General features: G+C 64.8%; 19 protein-coding genes and 4 pseudogenes. 11 read left to right on the plus strand and 12 right to left on the minus strand.

The annotated features are described in order from the left end of the window. Positions 1–44 precede the first annotated feature (44 nt). Positions 45–1,055: a 2-hydroxyacid dehydrogenase gene (locus C4S73_RS22570; protein ID WP_103874877.1), complete on the minus strand. Its 1,011-nt coding sequence runs from the start codon at positions 1,053–1,055 to the stop codon at positions 45–47. Between the two features lie 38 nt (positions 1,056–1,093). Then, positions 1,094–2,446, minus strand: coding sequence for a (R)-1-hydroxy-2-aminoethylphosphonate ammonia-lyase (pbfA, locus tag C4S73_RS22575; RefSeq protein WP_103874878.1), 1,353 nt, complete (start codon positions 2,444–2,446; stop codon positions 1,094–1,096). A 195-nt stretch (positions 2,447–2,641) separates the two neighbouring features. On the opposite strand from pbfA, the gene C4S73_RS22580 reads away from it, so the two are divergent. The 10 genes from C4S73_RS22580 to C4S73_RS22625 all read left to right on the plus strand — a co-directional run bounded on the left by C4S73_RS22580 (position 2,642) and on the right by C4S73_RS22625 (position 13,888). Beyond that, positions 2,642–3,520: a LysR substrate-binding domain-containing protein gene (locus C4S73_RS22580; protein ID WP_103874840.1), complete on the plus strand. Its 879-nt coding sequence runs from the start codon at positions 2,642–2,644 to the stop codon at positions 3,518–3,520. 725 nt (positions 3,521–4,245) lie between these two features. Then, positions 4,246–4,542: an STAS domain-containing protein gene (locus C4S73_RS22585; RefSeq protein ID WP_146071467.1), complete on the plus strand. Its 297-nt coding sequence runs from the start codon at positions 4,246–4,248 to the stop codon at positions 4,540–4,542. A 5-nt stretch (positions 4,543–4,547) separates the two neighbouring features. Continuing rightward, entirely contained in the window at positions 4,548–4,913 is a 366-nt protein-coding gene (locus C4S73_RS22590; RefSeq protein WP_103874842.1) for a response regulator, read from the plus strand. Then, complete coding sequence (locus C4S73_RS22595) at positions 4,910–6,961, plus strand: chemotaxis protein CheA (RefSeq protein WP_103874879.1); 2,052 nt, start codon at positions 4,910–4,912, stop codon at positions 6,959–6,961. Before C4S73_RS22590 ends, C4S73_RS22595 begins: the two co-directional genes overlap by 4 nt. After that, on the plus strand, positions 6,961–7,443 hold the full coding sequence (locus C4S73_RS22600; RefSeq protein ID WP_103874843.1) for a chemotaxis protein CheW: 483 nt from the start codon (positions 6,961–6,963) through the stop codon (positions 7,441–7,443). Before C4S73_RS22595 ends, C4S73_RS22600 begins: the two co-directional genes overlap by 1 nt. A gap of 36 nt (positions 7,444–7,479) precedes the next feature. After that, positions 7,480–9,558, plus strand: coding sequence for a HAMP domain-containing methyl-accepting chemotaxis protein (locus C4S73_RS22605; RefSeq protein ID WP_103874844.1), 2,079 nt, complete (start codon positions 7,480–7,482; stop codon positions 9,556–9,558). A 92-nt stretch (positions 9,559–9,650) separates the two neighbouring features. After that, positions 9,651–10,133: a chemotaxis protein CheW gene (locus tag C4S73_RS22610; RefSeq protein WP_103874845.1), complete on the plus strand. Its 483-nt coding sequence runs from the start codon at positions 9,651–9,653 to the stop codon at positions 10,131–10,133. Between the two features lie 4 nt (positions 10,134–10,137). Then, complete coding sequence (locus C4S73_RS22615; protein WP_425290365.1) at positions 10,138–11,022, plus strand: CheR family methyltransferase; 885 nt, start codon at positions 10,138–10,140, stop codon at positions 11,020–11,022. Further along, the gene (locus tag C4S73_RS22620) at positions 11,019–12,125 is read left to right on the plus strand and encodes a protein-glutamate methylesterase/protein-glutamine glutaminase (RefSeq protein WP_103874847.1); all 1,107 of its coding nucleotides are present in this window, start codon (positions 11,019–11,021) and stop codon (positions 12,123–12,125) included. The genes C4S73_RS22615 and C4S73_RS22620 overlap by 4 nt, the downstream gene beginning before the upstream one ends. A gap of 50 nt (positions 12,126–12,175) precedes the next feature. Then, positions 12,176–13,888 carry a hypothetical protein gene (locus C4S73_RS22625; protein WP_146071468.1) on the plus strand — a complete coding sequence of 571 codons (1,713 nt, stop codon included), beginning with the start codon at positions 12,176–12,178 and terminating at the stop codon, positions 13,886–13,888. 117 nt (positions 13,889–14,005) lie between these two features. Here C4S73_RS22625 and C4S73_RS22630 read toward each other — a convergent pair whose 3' ends face one another. From C4S73_RS22630 to C4S73_RS22655, 6 genes and pseudogenes are all read right to left on the minus strand, one after another. Further along, a complete protein-coding gene (locus C4S73_RS22630; RefSeq protein ID WP_200828074.1) occupies positions 14,006–14,911 on the minus strand; it encodes a cell wall hydrolase in 906 nt (301 codons plus the stop codon). A gap of 293 nt (positions 14,912–15,204) precedes the next feature. Next, positions 15,205–15,397: pseudogene (glnQ, locus tag C4S73_RS22635) on the minus strand (glutamine ABC transporter ATP-binding protein GlnQ); the annotation flags it as partial. 151 nt (positions 15,398–15,548) lie between these two features. Then, positions 15,549–17,351: a chloride channel protein gene (locus tag C4S73_RS22640; protein WP_103874849.1), complete on the minus strand. Its 1,803-nt coding sequence runs from the start codon at positions 17,349–17,351 to the stop codon at positions 15,549–15,551. A gap of 81 nt (positions 17,352–17,432) precedes the next feature. Next, positions 17,433–18,401, minus strand: coding sequence for a Bug family tripartite tricarboxylate transporter substrate binding protein (locus C4S73_RS22645; protein ID WP_103874850.1), 969 nt, complete (start codon positions 18,399–18,401; stop codon positions 17,433–17,435). A 57-nt stretch (positions 18,402–18,458) separates the two neighbouring features. Further along, positions 18,459–19,895 carry a hypothetical protein gene (locus C4S73_RS22650; protein WP_160115878.1) on the minus strand — a complete coding sequence of 479 codons (1,437 nt, stop codon included), beginning with the start codon at positions 19,893–19,895 and terminating at the stop codon, positions 18,459–18,461. After that, positions 19,892–20,611 carry a GntR family transcriptional regulator gene (locus C4S73_RS22655; protein WP_160115879.1) on the minus strand — a complete coding sequence of 240 codons (720 nt, stop codon included), beginning with the start codon at positions 20,609–20,611 and terminating at the stop codon, positions 19,892–19,894. The genes C4S73_RS22650 and C4S73_RS22655 overlap by 4 nt, the downstream gene beginning before the upstream one ends. An 83-nt stretch (positions 20,612–20,694) precedes the next feature. On the opposite strand from C4S73_RS22655, the gene C4S73_RS22660 reads away from it, so the two are divergent. Then, the gene (locus tag C4S73_RS22660; RefSeq protein ID WP_280177616.1) at positions 20,695–21,045 is read left to right on the plus strand and encodes an SDR family oxidoreductase; all 351 of its coding nucleotides are present in this window, start codon (positions 20,695–20,697) and stop codon (positions 21,043–21,045) included. A gap of 27 nt (positions 21,046–21,072) precedes the next feature. Here C4S73_RS22660 and C4S73_RS29105 read toward each other — a convergent pair. The 4 genes and pseudogenes from C4S73_RS29105 to C4S73_RS22670 all read right to left on the minus strand — a co-directional run. Further along, positions 21,073–21,192: pseudogene (locus tag C4S73_RS29105) on the minus strand (DUF6538 domain-containing protein); the annotation flags it as partial. Between the two features lie 219 nt (positions 21,193–21,411). Further along, a pseudogene (locus C4S73_RS22665) lies at positions 21,412–22,639 on the minus strand (IS3 family transposase). A 61-nt stretch (positions 22,640–22,700) separates the two neighbouring features. After that, positions 22,701–22,823: a cadherin-like domain-containing protein gene (locus C4S73_RS29110; RefSeq protein ID WP_425290366.1), complete on the minus strand. Its 123-nt coding sequence runs from the start codon at positions 22,821–22,823 to the stop codon at positions 22,701–22,703. After that, a pseudogene (locus tag C4S73_RS22670) lies at positions 22,806–23,150 on the minus strand (cadherin-like domain-containing protein); the annotation flags it as partial. The pseudogene C4S73_RS22670 and the gene C4S73_RS29110, both read right to left, overlap by 18 nt. Positions 23,151–23,403: the final 253 nt, after the last annotated feature.

The raw sequence follows: 23,403 nt of genomic DNA on the forward strand, positions 1-23,403 counted from the left end.
GTCGGCTGAGGGAACAGGCGATAGGCGGTTGAAGCAATGCCTGCTCAGGCGAAGACGACATTCTGCCGTTGCGCGCGAAGGCGGGGATCATGCGATCGCACCTGAACGGGGCTCCCCTCAAGGATTTCGAAACAGCGCGCGAGCGTATCCTCCGAGAGCCGCCGCATCGCCTCGACCGTAAAGAAGGTCAGGTGCGGGAAGAGGATGACGTCGTCGCGGCCAAAGAGCGGGCTCAGCATGTGGCCGGCCTTCGCCAGGGGCTCGACCGAATAGACATCGAGCCCGACGCCGCCTAGACGCCCGGCGAGAATGGCTTCGACCAGCGCCTGCTCATCGATCAGCGCCCCGCGCGAAACGTTCACCAGCACGGCTGAGGGCTTCAGGCATGCGAGTTCGGCTCGCCCGATCAGGCCCCGTGTCGCCGCGTTCAGCACGCAGTGCAACGAGATGAAGTCGCACTGCCGCAGCATGGCGTGAAGATTGTCGACCTTCTCGATACCGGCGGCGACCATCGTCGCCGCGTCGAGACTGGGGTCGTAGCCGAGCACACAGGCCCTGAAGCCCTGCCCAGCCATCCGCGCCATGCTCCGGCCGATCTTGCCCGCCCCGACCAGCCCCAGCGTCGCGCCCGCGATGTCGCGCCCGAGCCAGCGCTGCTCCGGCCAGATCCAGCCCTCCGCCGCCATGGCGCGCCCGATCTGCGGCATGCGCCTGGCCAGCGCAATCATCAGCGCGAAAGCGCCTTCGGCCACCGTCTCCTCGGCATATTCAGGCACGTTGACGACGGGAATGCCGCGTTCGATCGCGGCGGGAATATCGATCGCGTCGATACCCACGCCGTATTTGACGATGCCCTTGAGCTTTGGCGCATTCGCGATGACGGCGGCCGTGACCGGCGTGTAGCACATCAGCAGGAGGTCGGCATCGGCGACCGCCGCGATGAGATCGGCCTCGGGAATACCATCCGGCAGCGTCACCAGTTCGACACCGCGCGCCCGCAGGCCGGCATCGATCTCGGGGCATTCCAGCTCCCGGTCCGTGCGCACCGCCTTCATCATGTTTCTCCCCCGTAGGCCAAAAGCTTCGGTCATGCTCAGCCCGCGTTGATCGCGGTCTCGACGGCTCCGAGAGCCCTGTCGAGATCCGCATGGGAGATGGTCAGCGGCGGCGACAGCGTCAGCACGTTGCCCTGGCTGATCTTGAAGCTGAGCCCGGCATCCAGGCAGCGATAATAGACCCGCTCCGCTAGAGCGTTGTCTGGGGCCATCTCGGCCTTGTCGGCCACGATTTCGACGCCGAACATCAGGCCACGCCCCCGGACATCGCCGACACAGGGCGAACCTGCACCGAAATCGCTCAGGCGGCTCATGGCGTAGGCGCCGAGCTCGGCCGCCCGCTCCGCCAGTCCCTCCTCACGGATGATGGCGATGGTGGTCAGGGCCGCCCGCGTCGTGACCGGGTTCTTCTCATGGGTGTAGTGGCCGATCGCATAATCACCGGCCACATCGAGGTCGCGCCGGGCGATGACGGCCGCGATCGGCAGAATGCCACCGCCCAGCGCCTTGCCGACGACGAGGATGTCGGGCGTGACGCCGTCATGCTCGCAGGTGAAGAACTTACCGGTCTTGCCGAGGCCGGTCGGGATTTCGTCGAAGATCAGCAGTGTTCCGTGACGGTCGCAGGCCTCGCGCACCAGTTTCCAGAAGCCGGGCGCCGGCGGGTTCGGCGTGGCGCGCATCGGCTCCGCGACAAGGGCGGCGAAGTCGCCTTCACGGCCCAGCACATAGGAGATCATGCTGGCGCAGGCGCGCGCCGAATCCTCCAGGCTGTTGCAGCCATAGGCGCAGTGATGGTTTGCCCAGGGCGCGACATGCTCGGCTCCCGGCAATAGCGGTCCGGCGATCCCCGAGCGGAAGGTCGCCTCGCCGCCGACGCTCGAGGCGCCGAAACCCGCCCCGTGAAAGGCGTCCCAGAAGGACAGGGTCTTGAAGCGGCCGGTCGCCGCGCGCGCCAGCTTCAGCGCGACCTCGACCGCATCCGAGCCACCTGTCGTGAACAGCACCTTGCCGAGATCGCCCGGCGCCAATCGTCCCAGCGTTTCCGCCAGCTCAACGGCGGGTTCGCAGGTGAAGCGGCGTGGCGCGAAGCAGAGTTCGTCGATCTGCGCCTTGATCGCCTCTTTCAGGCGCGGGTGGCCATAGCCGATATGATGGACGCTGTTGCCATGGAAATCCATGTAGCGGCGCCCGGCCGTATCCTCGATCCAGATGCCCTCGGCCTTGGCGATCGCCGTGACGCAGGGGCTGGACAGGCTCTGGTGCAGGAAGGCATCGGAGTCCCGCTTCAACAATTGGCGCGTTGCGGAATCGTCGAGGCGAGCCGACCAGGCGCTCCGCGCTGCGGACGTGTTCGACTCGCCTTCGGTATGGACCAGGGCAGCGGACATGCGGGTCTCCTGCGTGAGAATGGAGGGCAAGGCATCGAAAGGCGCCGCGCCCCGGCCTGTAGACGCCACCATCACCCAGTTCCGGCCATCTGAAAAATCGCTATTTCGTATCTACATATAAATTTTATCGATACATTGCGTGTTGCCCGAAGCGACGAGAGGCTCGCTGCTGCCGGCATGAGTTTGGATGTCTCCATGCGCTACGTTCAGCTTCGCGCCTTCCACCATGTCGCCATTGCCGGCGGCTTCTCGCGCGCAGCGCATGACCTGCACCTGAGCCAGCCGGCGATCTCGGATCAGGTCCGCAAGCTCGAAGAGGAGTACGACGTCCTGCTCTTCAGTCGGCAGCACAAGCAGGTCGCGCTGACGCCGATGGGCGAAAGGCTGCTCGCCATGACGCATCGGTTGTTCGATGCGGAAAGCGACGCGCTGGATCTGCTGTCGGAGTCGCGCGCGCTGCGGACAGGGCAGTTGCGACTGGTGGCCGACTCCGTGCACCACGTGCTGCATGTGGTGAGCGCCTTCCGCGAGCGCTATCCGGGCGTCCAGATGACGATCTGGACCGGCAACACCGAAACCGGCGTAGCGCAGCTGATGAGCTACGAGGCCGACATCGCCGTATTGGGCGACGTGGCGCCAAGCCGCGATTTCGAGACGATCTCGCTGAATGCCACGCCGATCATCGCCTTTGTCACAGCTGAGCATCCCGTCGCGGTGCGGGCCTCGCTATCATTTGCCGACCTGGCCGACCTCCCGCTCGTCATGCGCGAGCGCGGCTCGCGGACGCGGCGGATGCTCGAACAGAGGGCGGCAGAGAATGGCGTGACCTTGCGCTTCGCCATCGAGGTGGAGGGCCGCGAGGCCGTCCGCGATGTCGTCGCCACAGGCGCCGGCATCGGCTTCGTCTCCGAGGCGGAATTCGTGCCCGGGCAAGGGCTGACGCGCATTCCGCTCAGCGGCCCCCCGATCCTGATGGAGGAGGCACTGATCTGCCTGCGCGACCGCCGGGAGAGCAAGACGATCAAAGCCTTCCTCGACATCGCCCGCGATCTCAGGGAGCGCGGAGGCGGCTGAGTTCTAGCCCTCGGTGTACCCAACCGAACCGCGGGTTCGATGGACCGCGACGAGCACGATCTCGCACCGCCTCAAGCAACGCCTCAAGCAACTCCCGGCACGTCGTCCGCGCTGCGACCTCGCGCGAGGGCGAGGGCGAGGGCGAGGAGAGCATCCCCGAGGAGATAGCGGCCGACCGTGCACGACCCGGGCACTGACCGACAGGCAAACGAGAGGGACCACCCACAGGATGCGGCAGGGTGCGATCACCTCGTCGTGGCTCTCTCGCCCCATCACAGCGTGGCCAGCCTCGTGGATCGCGGCTTGGGGCAGTTCCGCCGGCAGGCGCTGATCATCGTCCCGAAACCAGCGCGCCCACCGGAAAACGCGACTGCCCCCGACGCGTATCGCCCGATAGCCGCCACGACAGATAATATGATTCTTTTCTGCATATAGCGAAAATAATAACGCTCGCAATTAATAGATTGATCAGAATTTAGGGCTAGTAGCTACGTAACGTCAATTGGGATTTTTATTCGAATAACTTAGCCAACATCATCGTAAATTCCCTAGTGTAGCCTCCTTATCGATTCTATCGTTAGCCATGTAAACAGGATATATACTAATTATACTTATTATAATTATCTTTAGACGACTATCATTCTGCAATTATATAACTCACAAATATACATTAGAATTATTATAAACTCCACGACGTAAATCGAGCCTAAGCGGAGAAGAGTGTAGTGACAATTGAGACATTCATCTTACCGGTCGATTGCTCCTTGCGATCGATCAGGCCGCTTCATGCCGAAATGGCAGCCGCCTTCCAGGCGGAAGGCGACCTCACGCTCGATTGCTCCGCACTGGCGACCTGCGATCTCACCGTCGCGCAGCTTCTGGTCTCGGCGACGCGGACGGCCGCGACGACCGGCAGGACCCTGCGCCTGGCGGCGGTGCCGGCGGCGCTGGCGACAGTCCTGGCGCGGGCGGGTCTCGCCTTGTCGCCTGCCGCCGACCGCCTTCTCATCAGCGAGGTTTGACTGTCATGGCGACGATACTCACCGTCGACGATTCCCCCAGCGTGCGGCAGATGATCAAGCTCGTGCTGGGACCGGCCGGCCATACCGTGGTCGAGGCCGGCGACGGCTCGGAAGGACTGGCCAGGGCCAAGGCGCAAAGCTTCGACCTCGTCATCACCGACCTCAACATGCCCGTGATGAACGGCATGCAGATGATCCGGGGCTTGCGCGCCCTGCCCGCCCTCACGGGCGTGCCCATCGTCTTCCTGACCACGGAATCAGACGACGCGGTCAAGCAGGAGGCCAAGGCCGCTGGCGCGACCGGCTGGATCACCAAGCCGTTCAAGCCCGAACAGCTGCTCGCCGTCGTCGCCAAGCTGGTGAGGGTCTGATGGAACTCGATCCGACAGAGATTTTCCGCCAGGAAGCCGCCGAACTGCTCGACAGCCTGGAGACCGTCCTGCTCGATCTCGGGCAAACCCCGCAGGACCGGGACCTGATCGACGCCGCCTTCCGCGCCCTACACACCATCAAGGGCTCCGGCGCCATGTTCGGCTTCGACAGGGTCGCAGCCTTCACCCATGATTTCGAGACCGCCTTCGACCTGATCCGCAAGGGCAAGATCGACGCCTCCGGCGACATCGTCACGGTCTCGCTTGCCGCCAAGGACTATATCCGCACCCTGATCGACGACCCCGACTCGACCGACCCGATCATCGGCGAGGCGATCGTCGAGGAACTGCAACGCGCGATCGGCGGCCTCGGCGCATCTGCAGAGGTCGCGCCGGCCGCCTCCGAGGATCTCGACGCGCCAGCCGCTCCCGCGCTCGCCGGGTGGCGGGTCGAGATCGGCTTCGACCCCACAATCCCGTGCAACGGCACCAACCCGCTCGTCCTGCTGGATGATCTGCGCGCGCTCGGCCCCTGCACCGTCATCGCCGATCTCGATGCCGTTCCCGAACTCTCCGGGCTCGATCCGGAGGCCTGTCTGATCGGCTGGACTGTCACGCTTCACGGCGCTTGCACGAAGGAGGATGTCGAGGATGTCTTCATGTTCGTGCGCGACGAGATGAAGCTGACGATCACCGCGCTGGACGGCCCTTCGGCCCAAACGCCTGCGCAGGAGTGGGCGCCGCTCGACATGTCGATGCCTGCCGCCGTCATGGTAGTGAAGTCGCTGCCGGCAGTTGAAGCGCCACCGGCGGCCGTCGAGCGCCCGGTTCCGGAGAAGGCCGAGTTCGCCCGCCGCAGCGAGGACAAGGGCTCGACTGTGCGGGTTCAGGCCGAGCGTCTCGACGAACTGATGGATCGCGTCGGCGAACTGGTCATCGCCCAGGCAAGGCTCAGCCAGCTCGCCCATTCCGGCACCGACCTTGCGATCAAGGCAATCGCCGAGGATATCGAGCGCCTGGCATCGGGCCTGCGCGACTCGACCATGGGCGTGCGCATGGTGCCGATGGGCTCGCTCTTCGGCCGCTTCCGCCGCCTCGTCCACGATCTGTCGCGCGATCTCGGCAAGCCCGTCGACTTCGTCACCGTCGGCGAGGACACCGAACTCGACAAAACCATGATCGAGCGCCTGGCCGATCCGCTGGTCCATCTCATCCGCAACGCCATCGACCATGGCATCGAGCCGGCGCAGCAGCGCGGCCAGACCAGCAAATCGCCGACCGGACGCATCGAACTCGCGGCCCGCTATGTCGGCGCGCAGGTGCTGGTCACCGTGCAGGACGATGGCGCCGGCCTCGATACCGCCCGCATCCGCGCCAAGGCCGAGGAGCAGGGCCTGATCGTGCCGGGCACGCCGCTCTCCGAGCACGACATCCACCAGCTCCTGTTCCATCCGGGCTTCTCGACCGCCAAAACGATCTCGGCCCTGTCGGGTCGCGGCGTCGGGATGGACGTGGTCAAGCGCACGATCGAGGCGATGCGCGGCACGATCGAGCTCACGACGATCCCCGGCCATGGCTCGTCCGTCACGCTGCGGCTGCCGCTGACGCTTGCGATCATCGAGGGCTTGCTGATCCGGGTCGGCGAAGGCCGCTACATCATCCCGCTTTCGGCGGTGGAGGAATGCGTCGAGCTGACCGCCGCCGACGAGGCGCGCGCCAGGGGCCGCAGCTTCCTGACCGTGCGCGGCGATCTCGTGCCCTTCCTGCGCCTGCGCGATCTCTTCGACGCCGAAGGCGAGGTTGCGCCTTATCAGAAGGTCATCATCACCACGATGGGCGATACCCGCGTCGGCCTCGTCGTCGACCAGATCATCGGCAGCCACCAGACCGTGATCAAGTCGCTCTCCAAGCTCCATTCCGACGTCACAATGTTCTCCGGCGCCACCATCCTCGGCGATGGCTCGGCCGCCCTGATCCTCGACGTCGCCCAGCTCGTCACGCTCGGCCAGAGCCGCGTCGACAATGACAGAACGTCGGAGGCCGCGTGATGCAGCAGATCCAGACCTGCGAGCCTGCGGGCAATCAGCCGCCAGCCTCCGAGATCCGGCTACAGGTGCTGATGGTCGGGCTCGGCAACGAGATCCTCGCGATCGAGACCGACATGGTCCGCGAGATCATCGACCCGGTTCCCGCCACCCGGGTCGCCGGGGCGCGGACCTTCCTGCCGGCCCTGATCAATGTGCGCGGCAACGTCATTCCGCTAGCCGATCTGCGCCTGCGCTTCGGCATGCCGGCAGCGCCCGCGACAGCCGACACCCGCATCGTCGTCGTCGAGATCGAGATCGACGGCGATCCCGTGACGCTCGGCATTCTCGCCGACAAGGTCTTCGAGGTCACCGAAGTATCGAGCAGGCATACACAGCAGACGCCGCGTCTCGGATCGCAATGGCGCCCTGAATTTATTCGCTTCATCACCAAATGGAACGACGAATTCGTCATAATCCCCGATATGGCGCGGACCCTGGGCTGACAACATCAACCGAAATCATTCCAAGAGAGGGTAACAATGCGCTTCACTATCAAAGCTAAGCTAGCACTAACCTTCGGCGCGGTGATCGCGCTCTCGGCCGCTTCCGGCATGCTATCCTATGTCAAGCTTTCGGAGATGGCCGAGGCACAGACGGACCTCGTGACGTCACAGGTGCGTCTCGACAAGATCGCCGACCTGTCGAGCGCAATGCAGGCCTCACTGCGTCAGGAAAAAGACGCGATCCTGTTCACCACTCAGAAAGAAACCGAAGACATGGCCGCCGTGGCGGTCGCCACGCGCGGCGAATTCCAAAATGTTCGCGATGCCCTTTACGGGATGGCGACTGATGAAGGCAAGCGTCGCTTGACCGAAATGGCTCCGAAGGCCAAGCGTGTCTTCGATGCGCAGGATCAGGCGCTGTCCAATGCCAAACTGAATTCGAATAATCGCAGCGCCCTGCTCTGGGCTACAGAAATGCCTGCTACGCGCAAGGTTTTCGAAGACGAGATGAACGGCGCCTTGTCCGCTCTCGGCGCTCTCGACAGCCAGGACGCTGCGAAGGCAGCGAGCGTGCTTCAAGCGGCACGTGCGGCCAATAGCAGCGTGCTGTTGCAGTTGAGCCAGACAATGATGTCTGGTTCGTTGAGCGAACTGAGCGACGGTCTGAAGGCCTACGCCGCCGAACTCGCCTCGACTCGCGCTCTCATTGCGAGCGCGGTCACGGCGATGTCCTCGGTCGGCGTCTCCAGCGATGCGGTCAACACGCAGTTTACCCGCGTCGTCGACCTGGTCGAGCGTATCACGGGCATTCTGAAAGGTGGCGGCAACATCAAGGCCGTCGAGACGACGACCGGCGAAGGCCGCCTGGCGGCAAACGACGTAATAAAGTCTCTTGCGGAATATGCCGATTTCATCATGGATCAGGCGAATGCAGGCGCCAAGGCGGCCGCCGAGCAGGCGGCGTTCACGAAAACGCTGCTGATCGGCATGCTGCTCGGCTCGCTGGCATTCGCCCTCGCCGCAGCGCTGTGGATCGCGATCAGCATCAGCCGCGGCCTCAACAGCGCCGTCAACGCCGCCGGCTCGATCGCTCAGGGCGACCTGACGCAGACAGTCGAACTCAAGGGCAATGACGAGATCACCGATCTGCTGCGCGCCGTCGACGGCATGTCGGGCAAGCTTCGCGAGATCGTCGGTCAGGTGAACACCGCCGCCGACAACATGTCGTCGGGGTCTCAGGAATTGTCGGCGAGCGCCGAGCAGCTCTCGCAGGGCTCGACCGAGCAGGCGGCCTCGACCGAGGAAGCCTCGTCCTCGATGGAGGAGATGGCGGCCAATGTGAAGCAGAACGCCGAGAACGCCGCGACCACCGAGAAGATGGCCGCTCAGTCGGCCAGGGACGCGGAAGCCTCCGGCATGGCCGTCGGCAAGGCCGTCGATGCGATGCAGACCATCGCCCAGAAGATCAACATCGTTCAGGAGATCGCCCGCCAGACCGACCTGCTGGCGCTCAACGCCGCGGTCGAGGCGGCCCGCGCCGGCGAGCATGGCCGTGGCTTCGCTGTGGTTGCTTCGGAAGTCCGCAAGCTCGCCGAGCGCAGCCAGGCTGCGGCGGCCGAGATCGGCACGCTTTCGGTCGATACTGTGAAGGTCGCGCAAGAGGCGGGCTCGATGCTCGCCAGGCTGGTGCCAGACATCAAGAAGACCGCCGAACTGGTCGAGGAAATCACCGCCGCCTGCCGCGAGCAGGATGTCGGCTCGACCCAGATCAACCAGGCCATCCAGCAGCTCGACAAGGTCACCCAGCAGAACGCAGCCGCCTCCGAGCAGGTCTCCGCCACCTCCGAGGAGCTCGCTGCACAGGCCGTGCAGCTCCAGGACGCAATCGCCTTCTTCCGGATCGACGGCGATGGCGCCAAGCCGGCCGCCCAGCCGATCGCGATCGACAACGCGGTCAGGCAGCTGCGCGGCAAGGCCGGTACGATGGCGGTCGCCATCCAGCCGAGGAAGCCGACAGCCGCGTCTCGTCCCGGAAAGAAGGTCGCCAATGGCGGCTTCGCCTTCGACCTCGACAGCGGCGAAGACCAGCACGACGCCGCGTTCCGCCGCAGCTGACGGCAGTCCCCGGCTCGGCCTCTCGGGGCCGAGCCGGGCTTCCGGCCGCGCCGACCGTCCCCACGCCCTTCCGCGATCAAAGCGAGGCCATCATGGCTGACACGGCCCAATACCTGACGCTCGGCATCGATCAGGAGCTCTTCGGCATCGATATCCGCAATGTCCGCGAGATTCTGGACATGCGGCCGATCTCGAAGCTGCCGCATTCCCCGGAATTCCTGCTCGGCATGATCGACGTGCGCGGCACCGGTTACCCCATCGTCGACCTGCGCGCCAAGCTCGGACTGCCGCGCAGGGAACCCGACGATGCCACCCGCATCATCATCCTCGACGTGCCGGTAAAGGGCCGCACGCTCGGCGTCGGCTTCGTCGCCGACCGCGTCTTCGAGGTCACCGGCCTCGATGCCGACCAGACCGAGGCCGCTCCCGATGTCGGCGGCCGCTGGCAGTCGAACTACATCGCCGGCATCGGCCGCAAGGGCGAGGCTTTCATCGTCGTGTTCGATCTCGAACGCCTGATGCAATCCGACGACATACCGGCTCTCGATGGCCTGTCGATCGACCGGGCCGCCTGAACCGGTGCATGCCTTGCAAACCGATCTCAACGACCAACTCGCCGACAGGCATTTCGCGGGAATCGCCGAGGTCATCGAGAGGCGGGTCGGCATCAAGCTGCCGCAGACGAAGCGGACGATGGTCGAGGGGCGGCTGCGCAAGCGCGTCCGCGCGCTGGGACTCACCGGGCTCGGGGCCTATGGCGCGCAGCTGTTCGACAAGGGCGGCCTCGACAGTGAGCTGGTCCATCTCATCGACTGCGTGACGACGAACAAGACCGACTTCTTCCGCGAGCCCAGCCATTTCGAGTTCCTGCGCGACGTCGCCGTGCCAGAACTGGCCAGGCGTCAAAGTCCCCGCCCCTTGAGCCTCAAGGTTTGGAGCGCGGCGTCCTCCTCCGGCGCCGAGGCCTATACCGCCGCCATGGTGCTGCAGGACATGATCAACGCCGGCAAGCATTTGCGCTTCTCGATCCTCGGAACCGATATCTCGACCGAAATGCTCGAACAGGCGCGCAAGGCCGTTTACCCCTGCGACTTCGTCGTCCCCGTGCCGGCCCCGATGCAGCAGCGCTATCTCATGCGATCGCGGGATCCGCGCAAGGACGTCGTGCGCGTCTCGCCGGAACTACGCCGGCAGGTGCATTTCGAACGCCTGAACCTGATGGACGACAACTACCCCTTCGACCGCGACGTCGACGTGATCTTCTGCCGTAACGTGCTGATCTATTTCGACACGCCGACGCAGCAGCGGGTCTTGTCGCGTCTGATCTCCCATCTGCGCCCTGGCGGCTTCCTGATCCTGGGTCATTCGGAATCGATGGCAGGCAGCGCCCTTCCAAGCCTGCGAACGATCATTCCGACGATCTATCAAGCCGGCACCTCGATATCGAGGAGGTCGGCAGCATGAGTCGCAAAGCCATTCGCGTCCTCATCGTCGACGATTCCGCCTCAGTCCGACAGGTCCTCAGCTCGATCCTGAGCGAGGATCCCGGCATCGAGGTGATGGGCACGGCGGCCGACGCCTTTTCCGCCGCCCGCCGCCTGCAGACCGAACTCCCCGATGTCATCATCCTCGACATCGAGATGCCCGGCATGGATGGGCTGACATTCCTGCGCAAGATCATGGCGCAGCGGCCGATCCCCGTGATCATCTGCTCGACCCTGACCGAGGCCGGTTCACGCGCGTTGTTCGATGCGCTGGAGGCCGGCGCGGTCGATGTCCTGCCCAAGCCCCGGATCGACACCCGCAACGCGCTGACGGAAACCGCCGGGCGTCTGCGCCATGCGGTGCGGGCCGCCGCCCAGGCGAAGCTTCGGCCTCAACAGCCGCGCATGCAGATCGAGCGGAAGCTGACCGCCGACGTGATCATGCCGCCGCCGGTGCCGGGTCGTGTCCGGCAGACGACAGACCGCATCGTCTGCATCGGCATCTCGACCGGCGGCACAGAGACGCTGCGCGAGGTGCTGCAAGGTCTTCCGGCGAACTGCCCCGGCATCGCCGTCGTCCAGCACATGCCCGAGAAGTTCACCGCCGCCTTCGCCAAGCGCTTGAACGGTATCTGCGCCATGGAGATCAAGGAAGCCGAGAATGGCGACGAACTCTCCACCGGCCGGGTCCTGATCGCGCCGGGCAATCGCCACATGCTGCTGCAGCGCGGCGGCGCCCAGTATCGCATCGCCATCAAGGACGGCCCGCCAGTCTCGCGCCACCGCCCTTCGGTCGACGTCCTGTTTCGCTCCGCCGCGCAATATGCCGGCGCCAACGCGCTCGGCCTGATCATGACCGGCATGGGCGATGACGGCGCGCGTGGCCTTCTCGAAATGCGCAAGGCCGGCGCACGCACGCTCGCGCAGGATGAGGAGGACTGCGTCGTTTTCGGCATGCCGAAGGAGGCGATCGACCTGGGAGCGGCCGAACGTATCGTAAAGCTCCCTCGTGTAGCACAGGAGATCATGGCGTGGCCGAATACGGGAGCGGGCGGGGCTGGGGACTTGGCACACGGCGCCTGAGTGCGGTTCGAGGCGTAAGCGTAACACGTGGGACGACGATGATTGTGCCGATGCTGATCCGGTCGCTCGAGGGCAGTGCCCGCGAAATCGACGTTATTTTCGCCAGGGCCGGCACGGAACTGGGCGAAGGCCTCGGGCTTTTCGAAAGCCTGAAGGAGCGGCTCACCGTGCTCTCGAGCGAGCTCGGCGGCAGCGAGATCGCGCAGGCGGGCGCTGCGCTGAGCGGGCTCGCAGGCGAACTGCGTGCGATCCAGGGCGCGCTTTCGGACGAGACAACGACCCTGCAAGAGCTCTCCGTCCTTAGCCATGCCGCTTCGCAGGCCCTGGAAAATCTGCTCGGGCATATGCGGCTGATCACCATCCTCGCGCGCAGCGCCCGCATCGAGGCCGTCAACGTGAATGCGTCGGGGCGCGATTTCGGCGATTTCACCGCCGAGATCGTCAGGCTGACGACACAAGCCCAATCGACGATCCAGAATTGTGCCCGCGACCATCAACGCTTCGCCGCGCTGCTTGCGACCGCACTGACGGCGCAGCGCGCGTTCGAGAGCGGCTATGGCCACGCCCTGTCGCTACTGGCCGACAATCTCCAACAGACGCTCGCGGATGTCGCTATCCGGCAAAGTCGCGGCAGCGTGCTGACCGCCGATGCGGCGACCCATTCCGGCAGGATCGCCGGTGCCGCCGGCGGCGCGATCATCGCCTTGCAATCGGGCGACAGCATTCGCCAGCGGCTGGAGCATGCGATCGCGGCGCTGCGGCTGGTTTCGGCGCTCGAAGCCGGGACCGGTCCGGCTGCGGGTCTCGGCGAGGGCGAGCGCGGCAGCGCCGCCCATGTCCTGCACCGGCTACAATCGGCACAGCTGCGCGAGAGCGCCGTGACATTGGGCGAGGACGCCACCGCCATCGAAGCCGCCTTGTCGATGCTCGCCGACGATACCGGCAGCCTGATCGAGAGCGTGCGCAATCTTTACAGCGGCGAAGGCGCTTCGCGGTCCTTCCTCGCGGATCTGGAGGCCGATCTGGCGCGCGCTTCCGAGCTTCTGGGCAAATGCGACAATGCCCGCGCCGGCGTCGACCGCGTCACCGCGACCCTGGCCAGCGTATTGGAGACCTGCCAGCAGACGGTCTCGGCCTTGGCCGGCACGGTGTCCAGCATCGTCCTGATCGGCATGAATGCCGGGCTTCGCGCCGCGCGCGTGGGCACGGAAGGCCGCAGCCTCGTTGTCATCGCGCAGGAACTGAAATCGGCGGCCGGTCGCGTCGCAGGCGAGGCGACACGGCTGTCGCCCACCTTCGCGCAGATGCAGACGGCCTCCGCACGGCTGACCGGGAGCGGCCGGCTCGACGCCGCCCATTTCGGTGCGCTCGACATCACGATGCAGGATTCGCTGGCAGCCATGCGCAACACCGGAAACCGCCTCGGCGCGGCCCTCGACCAGCTACGGCGCGAGGGTGGCGGCTTCTGCACCGTCGTCGCCAGGGCGACGCTCTCCTTCTCGAATGCAGGCGCGATGAGCGACCTGATCGCCGCTGCCGCAGCCGAACTCGATCATGCCTGCCGCGACGGCGCTCTGCCCAGCCCCGACGCGGCCGAACCCGTCCGGCACCTGATCCAGGAGCATATCTGGCCGAGCTACACGATGGCCGCCGAACGCACCATCCATCGGGCGGTCCTGACCGAATGCGGCCTTGCACAGGCCGAGGCGGCAGGGAGGGCTCAGCCCGAGCCCGCCGAAGCGCTGGACGATTTCGTCTTCTGATTCCAGCGTCCGTCGAGCTGGCCTGGCTCAATCGTAAGCGTCGTTCTCAGGCCATGACCTGATCGCGGGCCGGGCTGGATCCAGATGGGCTTTCAGCGCGGGTCAGTTCAGCGCAGGTCAGTTCAGCGGCAGGGCGCCGCGAAGGCCACGGGCATCCGGCATCAGAGCAGCCAGACGGGCGCCGCCCGTCGGCGGCGCGATGAAGGCGCGTGCGGTCTTCCTGGGCAGGTCGAGATCGAACGGCCTGCTGGGCGGCAGCCGCGCATTGTTGACCAGATTCAGAGACGGACTTGCGAGGGCGGAGGATGTCGGCGCGGGAGCTTCCGAAGCGAAAGCCAGCGGCGCAGCAGCGAAGGAGGTCGACACTGTGGACGAGGTGGTGGCGAGAGGCGCAGGCGAGGAGACCGCAGCCAGTTGATAGTTCGGCTCCTCGATGCGGCGCCGCTCGGGCCGTTCGCCCTTCAGATAGAAGGCATTCCCGCCTGCCACCGTCATGTAGTGCATATTGGCGTAGGAAAAGCGCATGCCGGCCATATGAAAGTGTTTGGCCGCGCCGACAGCCTCATTGCGCTGCCCGTTGAGAATGGCTTCCGCGGCCGCCTCGACTTTCGGCAGGTCGCGTGCGGCCATCTGACGTGTCAGCACACCCGAGGCGAACTGACGTGGTGCGCCGACGACGCCGCAGATGGTCTCGGGATAACGCGGCGATTCCACCCGGTTCATCACGACCGTGCCGACGCCGAGCAGACCCGTCTCGCTCGAACGGTTCGATTCGAAATACATCGCGCGGACAAGGCATTCCTTCTCGCGCGGGTCGGCCTTCGCCAGGGCAATGGCGCGCTTACGGGCCTCCCGGGGCTCCTTTGCCGCGGGGGCAGCAGTCGAAGCGGTCTCGACAGCCGACATGCTGCAGGCGCCCAGAGCCGGCGCAGCCAGTGAAATCAGAAGCGGGATCGCTCTACGGCCATAACGGCTCATACCGACGGAACGGGCAGTATTTGCAGCGATCACGGTCCGCTTCATGCGGCAATCTCCTGATTACGGGACTCGGGCTGCCGCAGGCGGCAGACCGTAGTCACCGGAAAGGAATCCGGAATGTCTTAACAGAAAGTTAATCCGGGAAGAAAGAGGCAAGGCGCGCGACGCCGGATTCGCTATAGAAACTGCCGGCCATTCCCGCTCACATACGCCAATCGTACAATGGCCTCGCCCGCTTTCCATTCATCAAAACCACCGCGTTTGCGTCGAAGAATATCTCGCCAGCGCCAACAAGAGGACGTTAAGCTTCGCTCCGAGATGGGCCGGCGCAGCCTCGGCTAATGTCGCGAGAGGATCTCGCTCAGAAATTTCCTCGTACGCTCGTGGCGCGGATTGGTGAAAAACTCCTCCGGAGACCCTCCTCGACGATCTGGCCATTCGCCATGAAGATGACGCGGGCGGCTACCTGACGGGCAAGCCACTCTCATGGGTGACGCAGATCATCGTCATCCCCTCCTCGGCCAGCGAGATCGTAAGCAACGAACCGGTGGCCACGGCGGGACGATTTTGGTAGCCGCTTCTCCTGGTGACTTTGGCTAGCCGAGGACGGAATTGTGGTGCGTCGATCGGGCGTCTAGGTCGTGGCGGCGCGGTTGGAGCATCACTGCCCAGCCCAGTCCGTTCAGACCGCCTCTCCCACGATCTCGCGGCGCCTGCGGTCGAGCTCCTCGCTGTAGCGCCGCAGCGTGTGGCTTTCGCTTAGCTGCCCAACTACGCGCCTCCCGATCATGTCGCTGACGACGGCGAGCGCTTCGCTCTGGCTCCGGTCGAATATCTCGGCCGCCTGCTTGGCGTTCATGGTCGGCTGGAGAATGTCGTTCTTGTGCTTGAGGAAGTCCAGGATCGAGGCGCCGGGCTCGCGCGGCGCGGCCGTATGGATGTCGGAGATATGGACGATGCCCTGGTAGCGGCCATCGGCATCGACCACGATCACGCATTGGGTCGATCCGATCGGGCATTTTTCCTTCAGCTGGTCCAGGGAGATGTCCGATCCGATCGTCCTGACATCGGCCCGCATCAGCTTGTCGACCGTCAGATTCCGGATCCAGCCGACGTCATGGGCGCTGCGGATGCTTTCGCCGCGCAAATGGAAGCGCCACGTCGCGAAGGAATAGCCGAAGGTCGTGCGTACCACGACGGCTGAGGTGATCGCCGCCGCGAGTACGAGCGCCGCGACCGTGAGGTTCCCGGTCATTTCGAGCGCCAAGAAAGTCATCGTCAGCGGCCCGCCGATGATGGAGACGGCGAGCGCGCTCATGCCGACGATCGCCAGGGACGCCGGCGTCAAGCCGCCCAACGACATCGCGCCTACCACCATGGCGAAGATCTTGCCGAGCAGTGCGCCCATGAAGAGCGAAGCGAAGAAGAGCCCGCCGCGGAAGCCGGATCCGATCGAGACCGCCGACGCGATGGCCTTCAGAAGAAAGATCTGGATCAGCAGACCGGTCGCGATGTTACCCTCGAGATTGAGATGGAGCGCGCCATGGCCGGCCGACAGAACCTGCGGCGTCTGCAGAGCGAGCAGGCCAACCGCGACGCCCCCAAGGAGCGGCCGCAGATACGGCGGAACTGCGCTCTTGCGCGCCAGTTCCTCCACCGCCGACACCATCATCATGATCGCGATGCCGACGAGCGCGCAGACCACACCCAGGGCGATGGCCGGAACGAAATCGCCGGGCATGATCGCGGGCATATGTCCCGCTTCGATCAGGAGACTGCCCGTGGGAAGGAGCCTTGCGATCAGGGTCGCGAGGAGCGCGGCCACCACGACGGGGGCCAGCACCACCGTGCTGTACGACCCGATGATGAGTTCGAACGCGTAGAACGCGCCCGTCAGAGGCGCGTTGAAGGCGGCCGCGATCGCGCCGGCCGCGCCGCAGCCGACGAGGATGCGCAGATCCTCCCGCCGCAGCTTTAGCGTCGCGCCCAGCTTGGAGGCGATACCGGCTGAAAGCTGTGTGTAGCCGGCTTCAAGACCGACCGAAGCGCCGAAGCCGTTGGAGATCAGGTTTTGCACCGCCACCACGACGCTGCTCGTCAGCGACATGCGCCCTCCATAGAGTGCGTTGGCTTCGATCGGGTCGATAATAGGCCGCATGTTTCGTCTGGCCTGCAATAGAATCAGGCAGCCGAGAACCATGCCGCCGACGATCGGAGCGCTCAGAACGATCAGGCGGTCGAGAAGGGGTGCCGCGCTCAACCAGTCGAGGACCGGGATCCCGAAGATCAGGCTGTGCATCGCCTTTGAGATCCAGCTCATGGCGCTCACCGCCACGCCCGCGGCGATACCGACGAGCGCTGCGACGCCGATCAGCCGGATCTCGCTTCCGCGCGCCGAGAGCTTCTTGCGGAAACGCTGAAGCCTCGCCCAAGCCTCCACGCGCAAGGTCGCGAAGAACGATCCCTGGCGCGCGAAGGCTGACATTAGAGGATGCATGGGACCAGACCGGCAGTTCGGAGTTGCGAAGACCTCGGCCGGCGGCGACCAGAATGGCTTCAGTTGATATTATTGCTGCGTGACGCCCATATCCGAGACGAGAGTTCGCCAGCGCATGGTCTCCACCTCAAGCAGCTTCCGAAGCATTGCGGGCCCGCGACGGGCAGGTTCAGTCGCCTGTACACCGAGCATCTTGAAACGGGCGATGATCTCGGGGTCCTCAAGGGCGCGATCGAGAGCTCCGCTCAGCGACGACAGGACGTCATCGGGCGTTCCAGGCGGCGCAAACAAAGCGTGCCAGACGCTCATGTCGGCATCCTGCACCCCTGCTTCGCGCAAGGTGGAGATTTGGGGCAACTGGGCAAGGCGCGTTGTACCAGTCAAGGCGAAGGGCTTTATCGTTTTCGTTTCGGCGTTCGCAATCGCATCCGCCGTCTGGGCGCAGAACAGATCGATATGCCCGCCCATGATGTCGGTCATGACGGGAGCGGCTCCGCGATAGGCCACGAAATTCGGCTTGGCCCCGACAGCGCGCGACAGCAACAGGCCGCAGATGTGTGCGCCACCGCCGAAACCGCCATGGCCGAAGCGGATGTTGTCGTTGTCGGCGCGCATGCGTGCAACGAGTTCCCTGGTGTCGGCGGCTGGAAAGTCGCGGCGCGAGAGCAGGACAAAGGGACTCTCATTGATCAGGCCGATCGGTGAGAGCCCGGTCAAAGGATCGAGTTCTATCGTTTTCGAGAAGGCCGGAATGCTGGTCAGCGCGGTGTTGAAGACGAGAAGCGTATAGCCGTCGGGAGCGGCGCGCGCGACGCGCCTGGCGCCGACCATCCCGCCTGCTCCGACCGCGTTCTCGACGAGGATGCGCTGTCCATAGAGGCGTCCCATTGCGTCAGCCAGAAGCCGGCCGAACGTATCGGTCGGGCCGCCGGCGGGTGCTGGGACCAGGATAGTGATCTGCCGGCTGGGATAGTCTGTCGCGACCACCGGCGCGGTCGCCAGGATCAGCGCCGCCATAGCTCCCCACAGTCGTTTCATCTCTTGCTCCCGTTCTTTATCGTTGAAACTCAATGACGCCTGGTTCGCGATGGATCGTCAGCGCGCGCGCGCAACCGCGGCAGCGGCCTGCTCCGATCCGATATACGAACCGATCCGGCCGAGCTTCTCGTCGGAGAGATAGCCGTAGCGGTTCATGTGCACGCGCCCGCCCCCGTGGACGAAAGCGGCTTGCAGGCGACGCAGAACATCGTCGGTGGGGCCGTATCCATGAGCGAGGGCCCAGAATGGCGACGTCTTGATCGCCTTTCGCGCAGCGCGCAGCTTGGTCCCGATGACGTCGTCGGCGGCGCGATGCGGCTCGTTCGGCTCGGGATAGTGGACGTCCGCCACGTTTTCGGCCTCGGCACGCGTGAACCGGAACGCCCGCCTGACGGCGCAAAGCGCATCGTGCTCGCTCATTCCAGCGTAGCCCGCGAGCCGCGCAGCATAGGCCCGCTCGATCATCGGCCAATGCATCGTGTAGAGCTTGATGCCAAGTTCGCAGCCCAGCCCGTCGAGGGCGGCGATGTCAAAGCCGGAAAGATGGTTGAGCGGTGGCGGGAAGCCCTGAAGATGGACCTTCAGCCGCCCGCCGGACACGTCGCGGACCGTGTCGACGAGATATCGGACATAGTCGACGACCAAGGCGGATCGGTAGGCGAAGAAGGCGCTCAGGCCGGCAGCTTCGAGGTTGTCGGGCGTAAGGCCGTCGCGCCCGAAGCTGTTCACGAAGGCGGCGCAGGCATCCGGCGCGTTTATCCTCCGGCAAAAGCTCAGGACGTCGGCGCGGATTTTTTCGACATCGTGACCGAGTTCCTGACCGCGTTTGATTGCGAAGGGGTTGAAGTCGAACAGGAGGCTCTCAGGCGCGTAGGGCGGGAATTCGGGCCAATCGAAGCGGATGGCGTCAAGCTCAGGATAGTTCGCGACCAGGTCGATGATCAGCGCGCGCATGTAGCTGCGCAGGCCAGGGCTCGCGGGCGTCAGATTAGCATCGACCCGACCGGTGACGGGCGAGCCCCACGCCGTCAGCGGCTCGTCCTCCGGGCGTGTTTGCCGCCACTGGACGCGGTAGGCCGGCGGGGCCGCCGCCATGAGCTGGAACTGCGTCTCGATGCCTGCGCGTTTGCAGGCCTTGAGGAAGTCGCGGATGATGAAGCCCTCGCGGTCGGTGAGCGCTTGCGGAGGCGGCGGCGCATAGGGGCCATCGCCATAGAGTTCTCGATTCGGCGCAAAACTCGGGGCGGTCCGTATGAACAGTGCCGTCTGGCCCCAGAGCGGGCGGTCAAGCGTTCTCACGCTGCCTGCCCCGGCGTCAGAGGGGGGCTCGCGAGCGCCAGTTGCTTCGTCCGCGAGTTCCGTCACTGCCGGCGCCGTGCAGACTGCCGTCGCGCCTGCACGTAGGACATTCTCAATCACACGGTCGATGCCTTCGACCTGCACATATTCCGGCATGACCGTCAGACCCAACAGGGGTGTCGCGGAACGCATCATTGGTCGCTTCCCTCTGCGCCCTCGGCGGCCCGCAAGAGCTCGATATAGGGCGCGTTGATGTTGAGATGGTCCGCCATCGCCTGGCGCGCCGCGGCGGGATCGGCATTCTTGATGGCCTGGACGATCCGGCGGTGATCTTCGATGGCGCGGCCCAGTGTCTTGCGTTCCGCCACCATCAGGTGGTGCAGCCGCTCCAGTTGCGAGCGCGCCTGGTCGACCGCATCCCACATCAACATGAAACCCTGTGCTTCGAAGAGCGCGCGATGGAAGATCTCGTCGCTGGCATAGGCGCGGTCGGTATCGCCAGCCAGCAAGGCGCGCTCGTGCTGGCGGATGGCTTCATCTAGCTTCTCGACCAGCGCAGGGTCCGGGCAGACTGCGCTGCGCATGGCGACCTCGCCCTCGAGCAGCGTCCGCATCAGGGCAGCCTCCGACACCGCGATCGGATTGAGCGCGGCGACCACTGCGCCGACATTCGGATAGACCTCAACGAGACGCTCGGCCTGAAGGCGCTTCATCGCCTCGCGAACCGGTGTCCTGCTAACCCCGGCACGCAGCGCGATCTCCGGCTCGGAAAGGGGCGCGCCGGGCGGAAGCTCGAGCCGCAATATCGCCTGCCGCAGAGCCCGGTAAACCTGCTCAGGCGCGGGATGACGCCGATCCACCGTGATCGGTTCCTGCGACGGGGGCGGCCTTCCGGGCGAGGGGCGGGGCATCGTGGTCTCCATTTCAATGCTGCTTACCAAGCGACACGGGAGACGTCAACTACCGGTATTCTGGTATTCCGGTAGTTGACGCAATCTCGAAAGCGTCGCTCTCAACGATCGTGATGATCGGCTCCGTGCATGGGCAGGCCACGGCGCCGGCCCGCATCGCCTACGCGACCTCGAAAGCCGGCCTGGAGGGTCTGGTATGCGCTCTGGCCGTCGATCTCGGCGATCGCGTCAGGGTCAAGGCCGTGTGCCCCGGCCCCTTCGATTCACCGGCGATGAGCGCTGCGGCAAAACGTTTCTCTCCCGCTCTCGACGAGGCGGAAGCGCTCACCGCCTTCGGCAGGACACAAGCCATGGGCAGGATACGCGAAGCGGACGAACTCGGCCGGACGGTCGCCTTCCTGGGCCATCTGCGCCCAGACAATCTCCAACTGTGACGCGAGAGCGTTCGCGGATTTACGCGCCCGAGGCAACGAACGCGTGTGCAAGCAGGTGACGACGCGTGCTTGATCGAATCGGGGTTGCAGCGACTTCGATATCCTGCGCGAGAAGTAGAAAACGCCCCGCTTCCTGAAGGTATAAATCGCGTTTTAGTCTACCACGCGGTATACTCCAAGCATGTTCAAACGTCAGAAAACGCCTGGACGCCAAACACTTGGAGGAGATTTAGAAATCCGGAGGGACGGGTGGAATTGAACGCAGGCGTGAAGAGGATATCGCCCGCCCCGTTGAAGGCCACCGTGCCCCGCGCGCCCAACGACATGGCAACACCGGCGATGGAGAGCTGACGTTGCCCCCAGTTTTTATCCAGCGCTGAGTTCGTTTCTGGCGGTTGTGGAGCCCGTTCGGGCTGGTGAAGCGACGAGCTCTAGTGCTGTGCTTGTCGCATAGCGCAGCGTCAGGGCCCGGCGCGGGGTGAAGGTCGAGGCGAACGCCGTGGGGGCCTGCCATCCGAGTTGCGAGTGAGGGCGTGCGGTGTTGTAGTCCACGCGCCAGTTGGCCAATGCCGTGCGCGCCTGCGAGAGGGACGAGAACAGCGTCTCGTTCAACAGTTCGTCTCGCAGGCGACCATTGAGGCTTTCGATGAAGCCGTTCTGCATCGGTTTGCCTGGCGCGATGTAGTGCCATTCGACGCGGGCCCGATCGGCCCATGCCAGGATCGCGTTGCTGGTGAACTCGCTGCCGTTGTCGCTGACGATCATTTTCGGCCTGCCTCGCTCGGCGATCACGCGGTCGAGTTCGCGAGCGACCCGAAGCCCCGATAGCGAGGTGTCGGCGACGAGCGCGAGGTTCTCGCGCGTGCAGTCATCCACGATGGTCAGGATCCGGAAGCGGCGGCCATCGGTGAACTGGTCGGAGACAAAGTCGAGCGACCAGCGCTCGTTGGGCCCGAGGGGCACCAGCATCGGCGCTCTGGTGCCGATGGCCCGTTTACGCCCCCCGCGCCGACGCACCGTCAGCTTTTCCTCACGATAGAGCCGGAAGAGCCGCTTGTGGTTCACGACATGGCCTTCGCGTTTGAGCAGAACATGCAGACGCCGCCTTACGGCAATTGCAAGCAATTGCCTGTCGGCCAGGGGATACCCGAAGCGTCGGCGCTCGCGGGCGATCGCGATCATGCAATCCCGCAGAGCGCGATCGTCAGGGCGCGCGGATTGGTATCGGACGGTCATGCGGCAGCAGCCGATGGCTTTACACGCCCGCCGTTCGCTCATCGCGTGATCTCCACGAGATGCGCGACGGCTTTCCGCTCGGCGGCGGGCGTCACCATTTCTTTCCCAGCAGATCTTTCAGCGCGACGTTGTCGAGCATCGCATCGGCCAGCATTCGCTTCAGCTTCGCGTTCTCGTCTTCCAGCGTTCGAAGGCGCCTGGCCTCCGACACGTCCATCCCGCCGAACTTCGCCTTCCACTTGTAGATGCTGGCGTCGCTCACACCGTGCTTGCGGCACAGATCAGCGACAGAGACCCCGGTCTCCTGTTCCTTCAGGATCGCGATGATCTGCTCTTCCGAGAAGCGGCTGCGCTTCATGTCCTGGTCCTCTCAATGGGCCAGAACGAACTTCAAACCGGATTAGAACCGAGGGGCAACGTCAGAGCGGATCGCGGTCGATGTCGCTGTCATTGGCAAGGAGCGCCGCACGCGGGATGATGGTCGGCACGTCCTCGTAGACATGGATGATGTCGTCGCCCGCGACTGGGGGCGCATCCGCCACCGGGTCGAAATAGAGCGTGACGAGGCCGTCACCCGCCAGCCCCTGCTCGTCGGAGACGACGTATCGGAAGGAAGCGACACCCCAGAAGTTCTCGTTGGGCGTGAAGCAGATGTCGCCATTGGCGAGAATCTCGGCGCTGCCGTTCTCGGAATAGGCGATGGTTTCAAGCCGCAGCGTCAGGCTGTCGATATCGGAGTCGTTCTTGATGAGCTCGGCGAAGGGGATGAGGAGCACTTTGTCCTCGGTGCCGTGAAGATAGGCGCCTCCGGCATTGGTGTAGCTCTCGTCCCGCGCGACCGGCGCATCGTTGAGCGGGTTCACCTGGACATCGACCCGCGCCTCGGTGAAGCTGCCCTGCCCGTCGCCGACCGCATCTCGGCCCCTCCTTCATCAAGCGCAAGTAGGGGCATCGGTGGACTAACGCCGATTGGGCGCTGGGTTGGCAGGCCCGGCGCCCCATCCGACGCATCGCGTGCAGTTCATGAGTTTCGGGCGGACTCTCAGGGCCCGTCCCGAAAGGGTTGAGCGGCTGGGGCGCTCGTGATTCCAAGGGGTTGTTCAGGCCATCTTGGAGCGAGCG

Source organism: Allobosea lathyri (assembly GCF_900108245.1).
Lineage (GTDB): Bacteria > Pseudomonadota > Alphaproteobacteria > Rhizobiales > Beijerinckiaceae > Allobosea > Allobosea lathyri.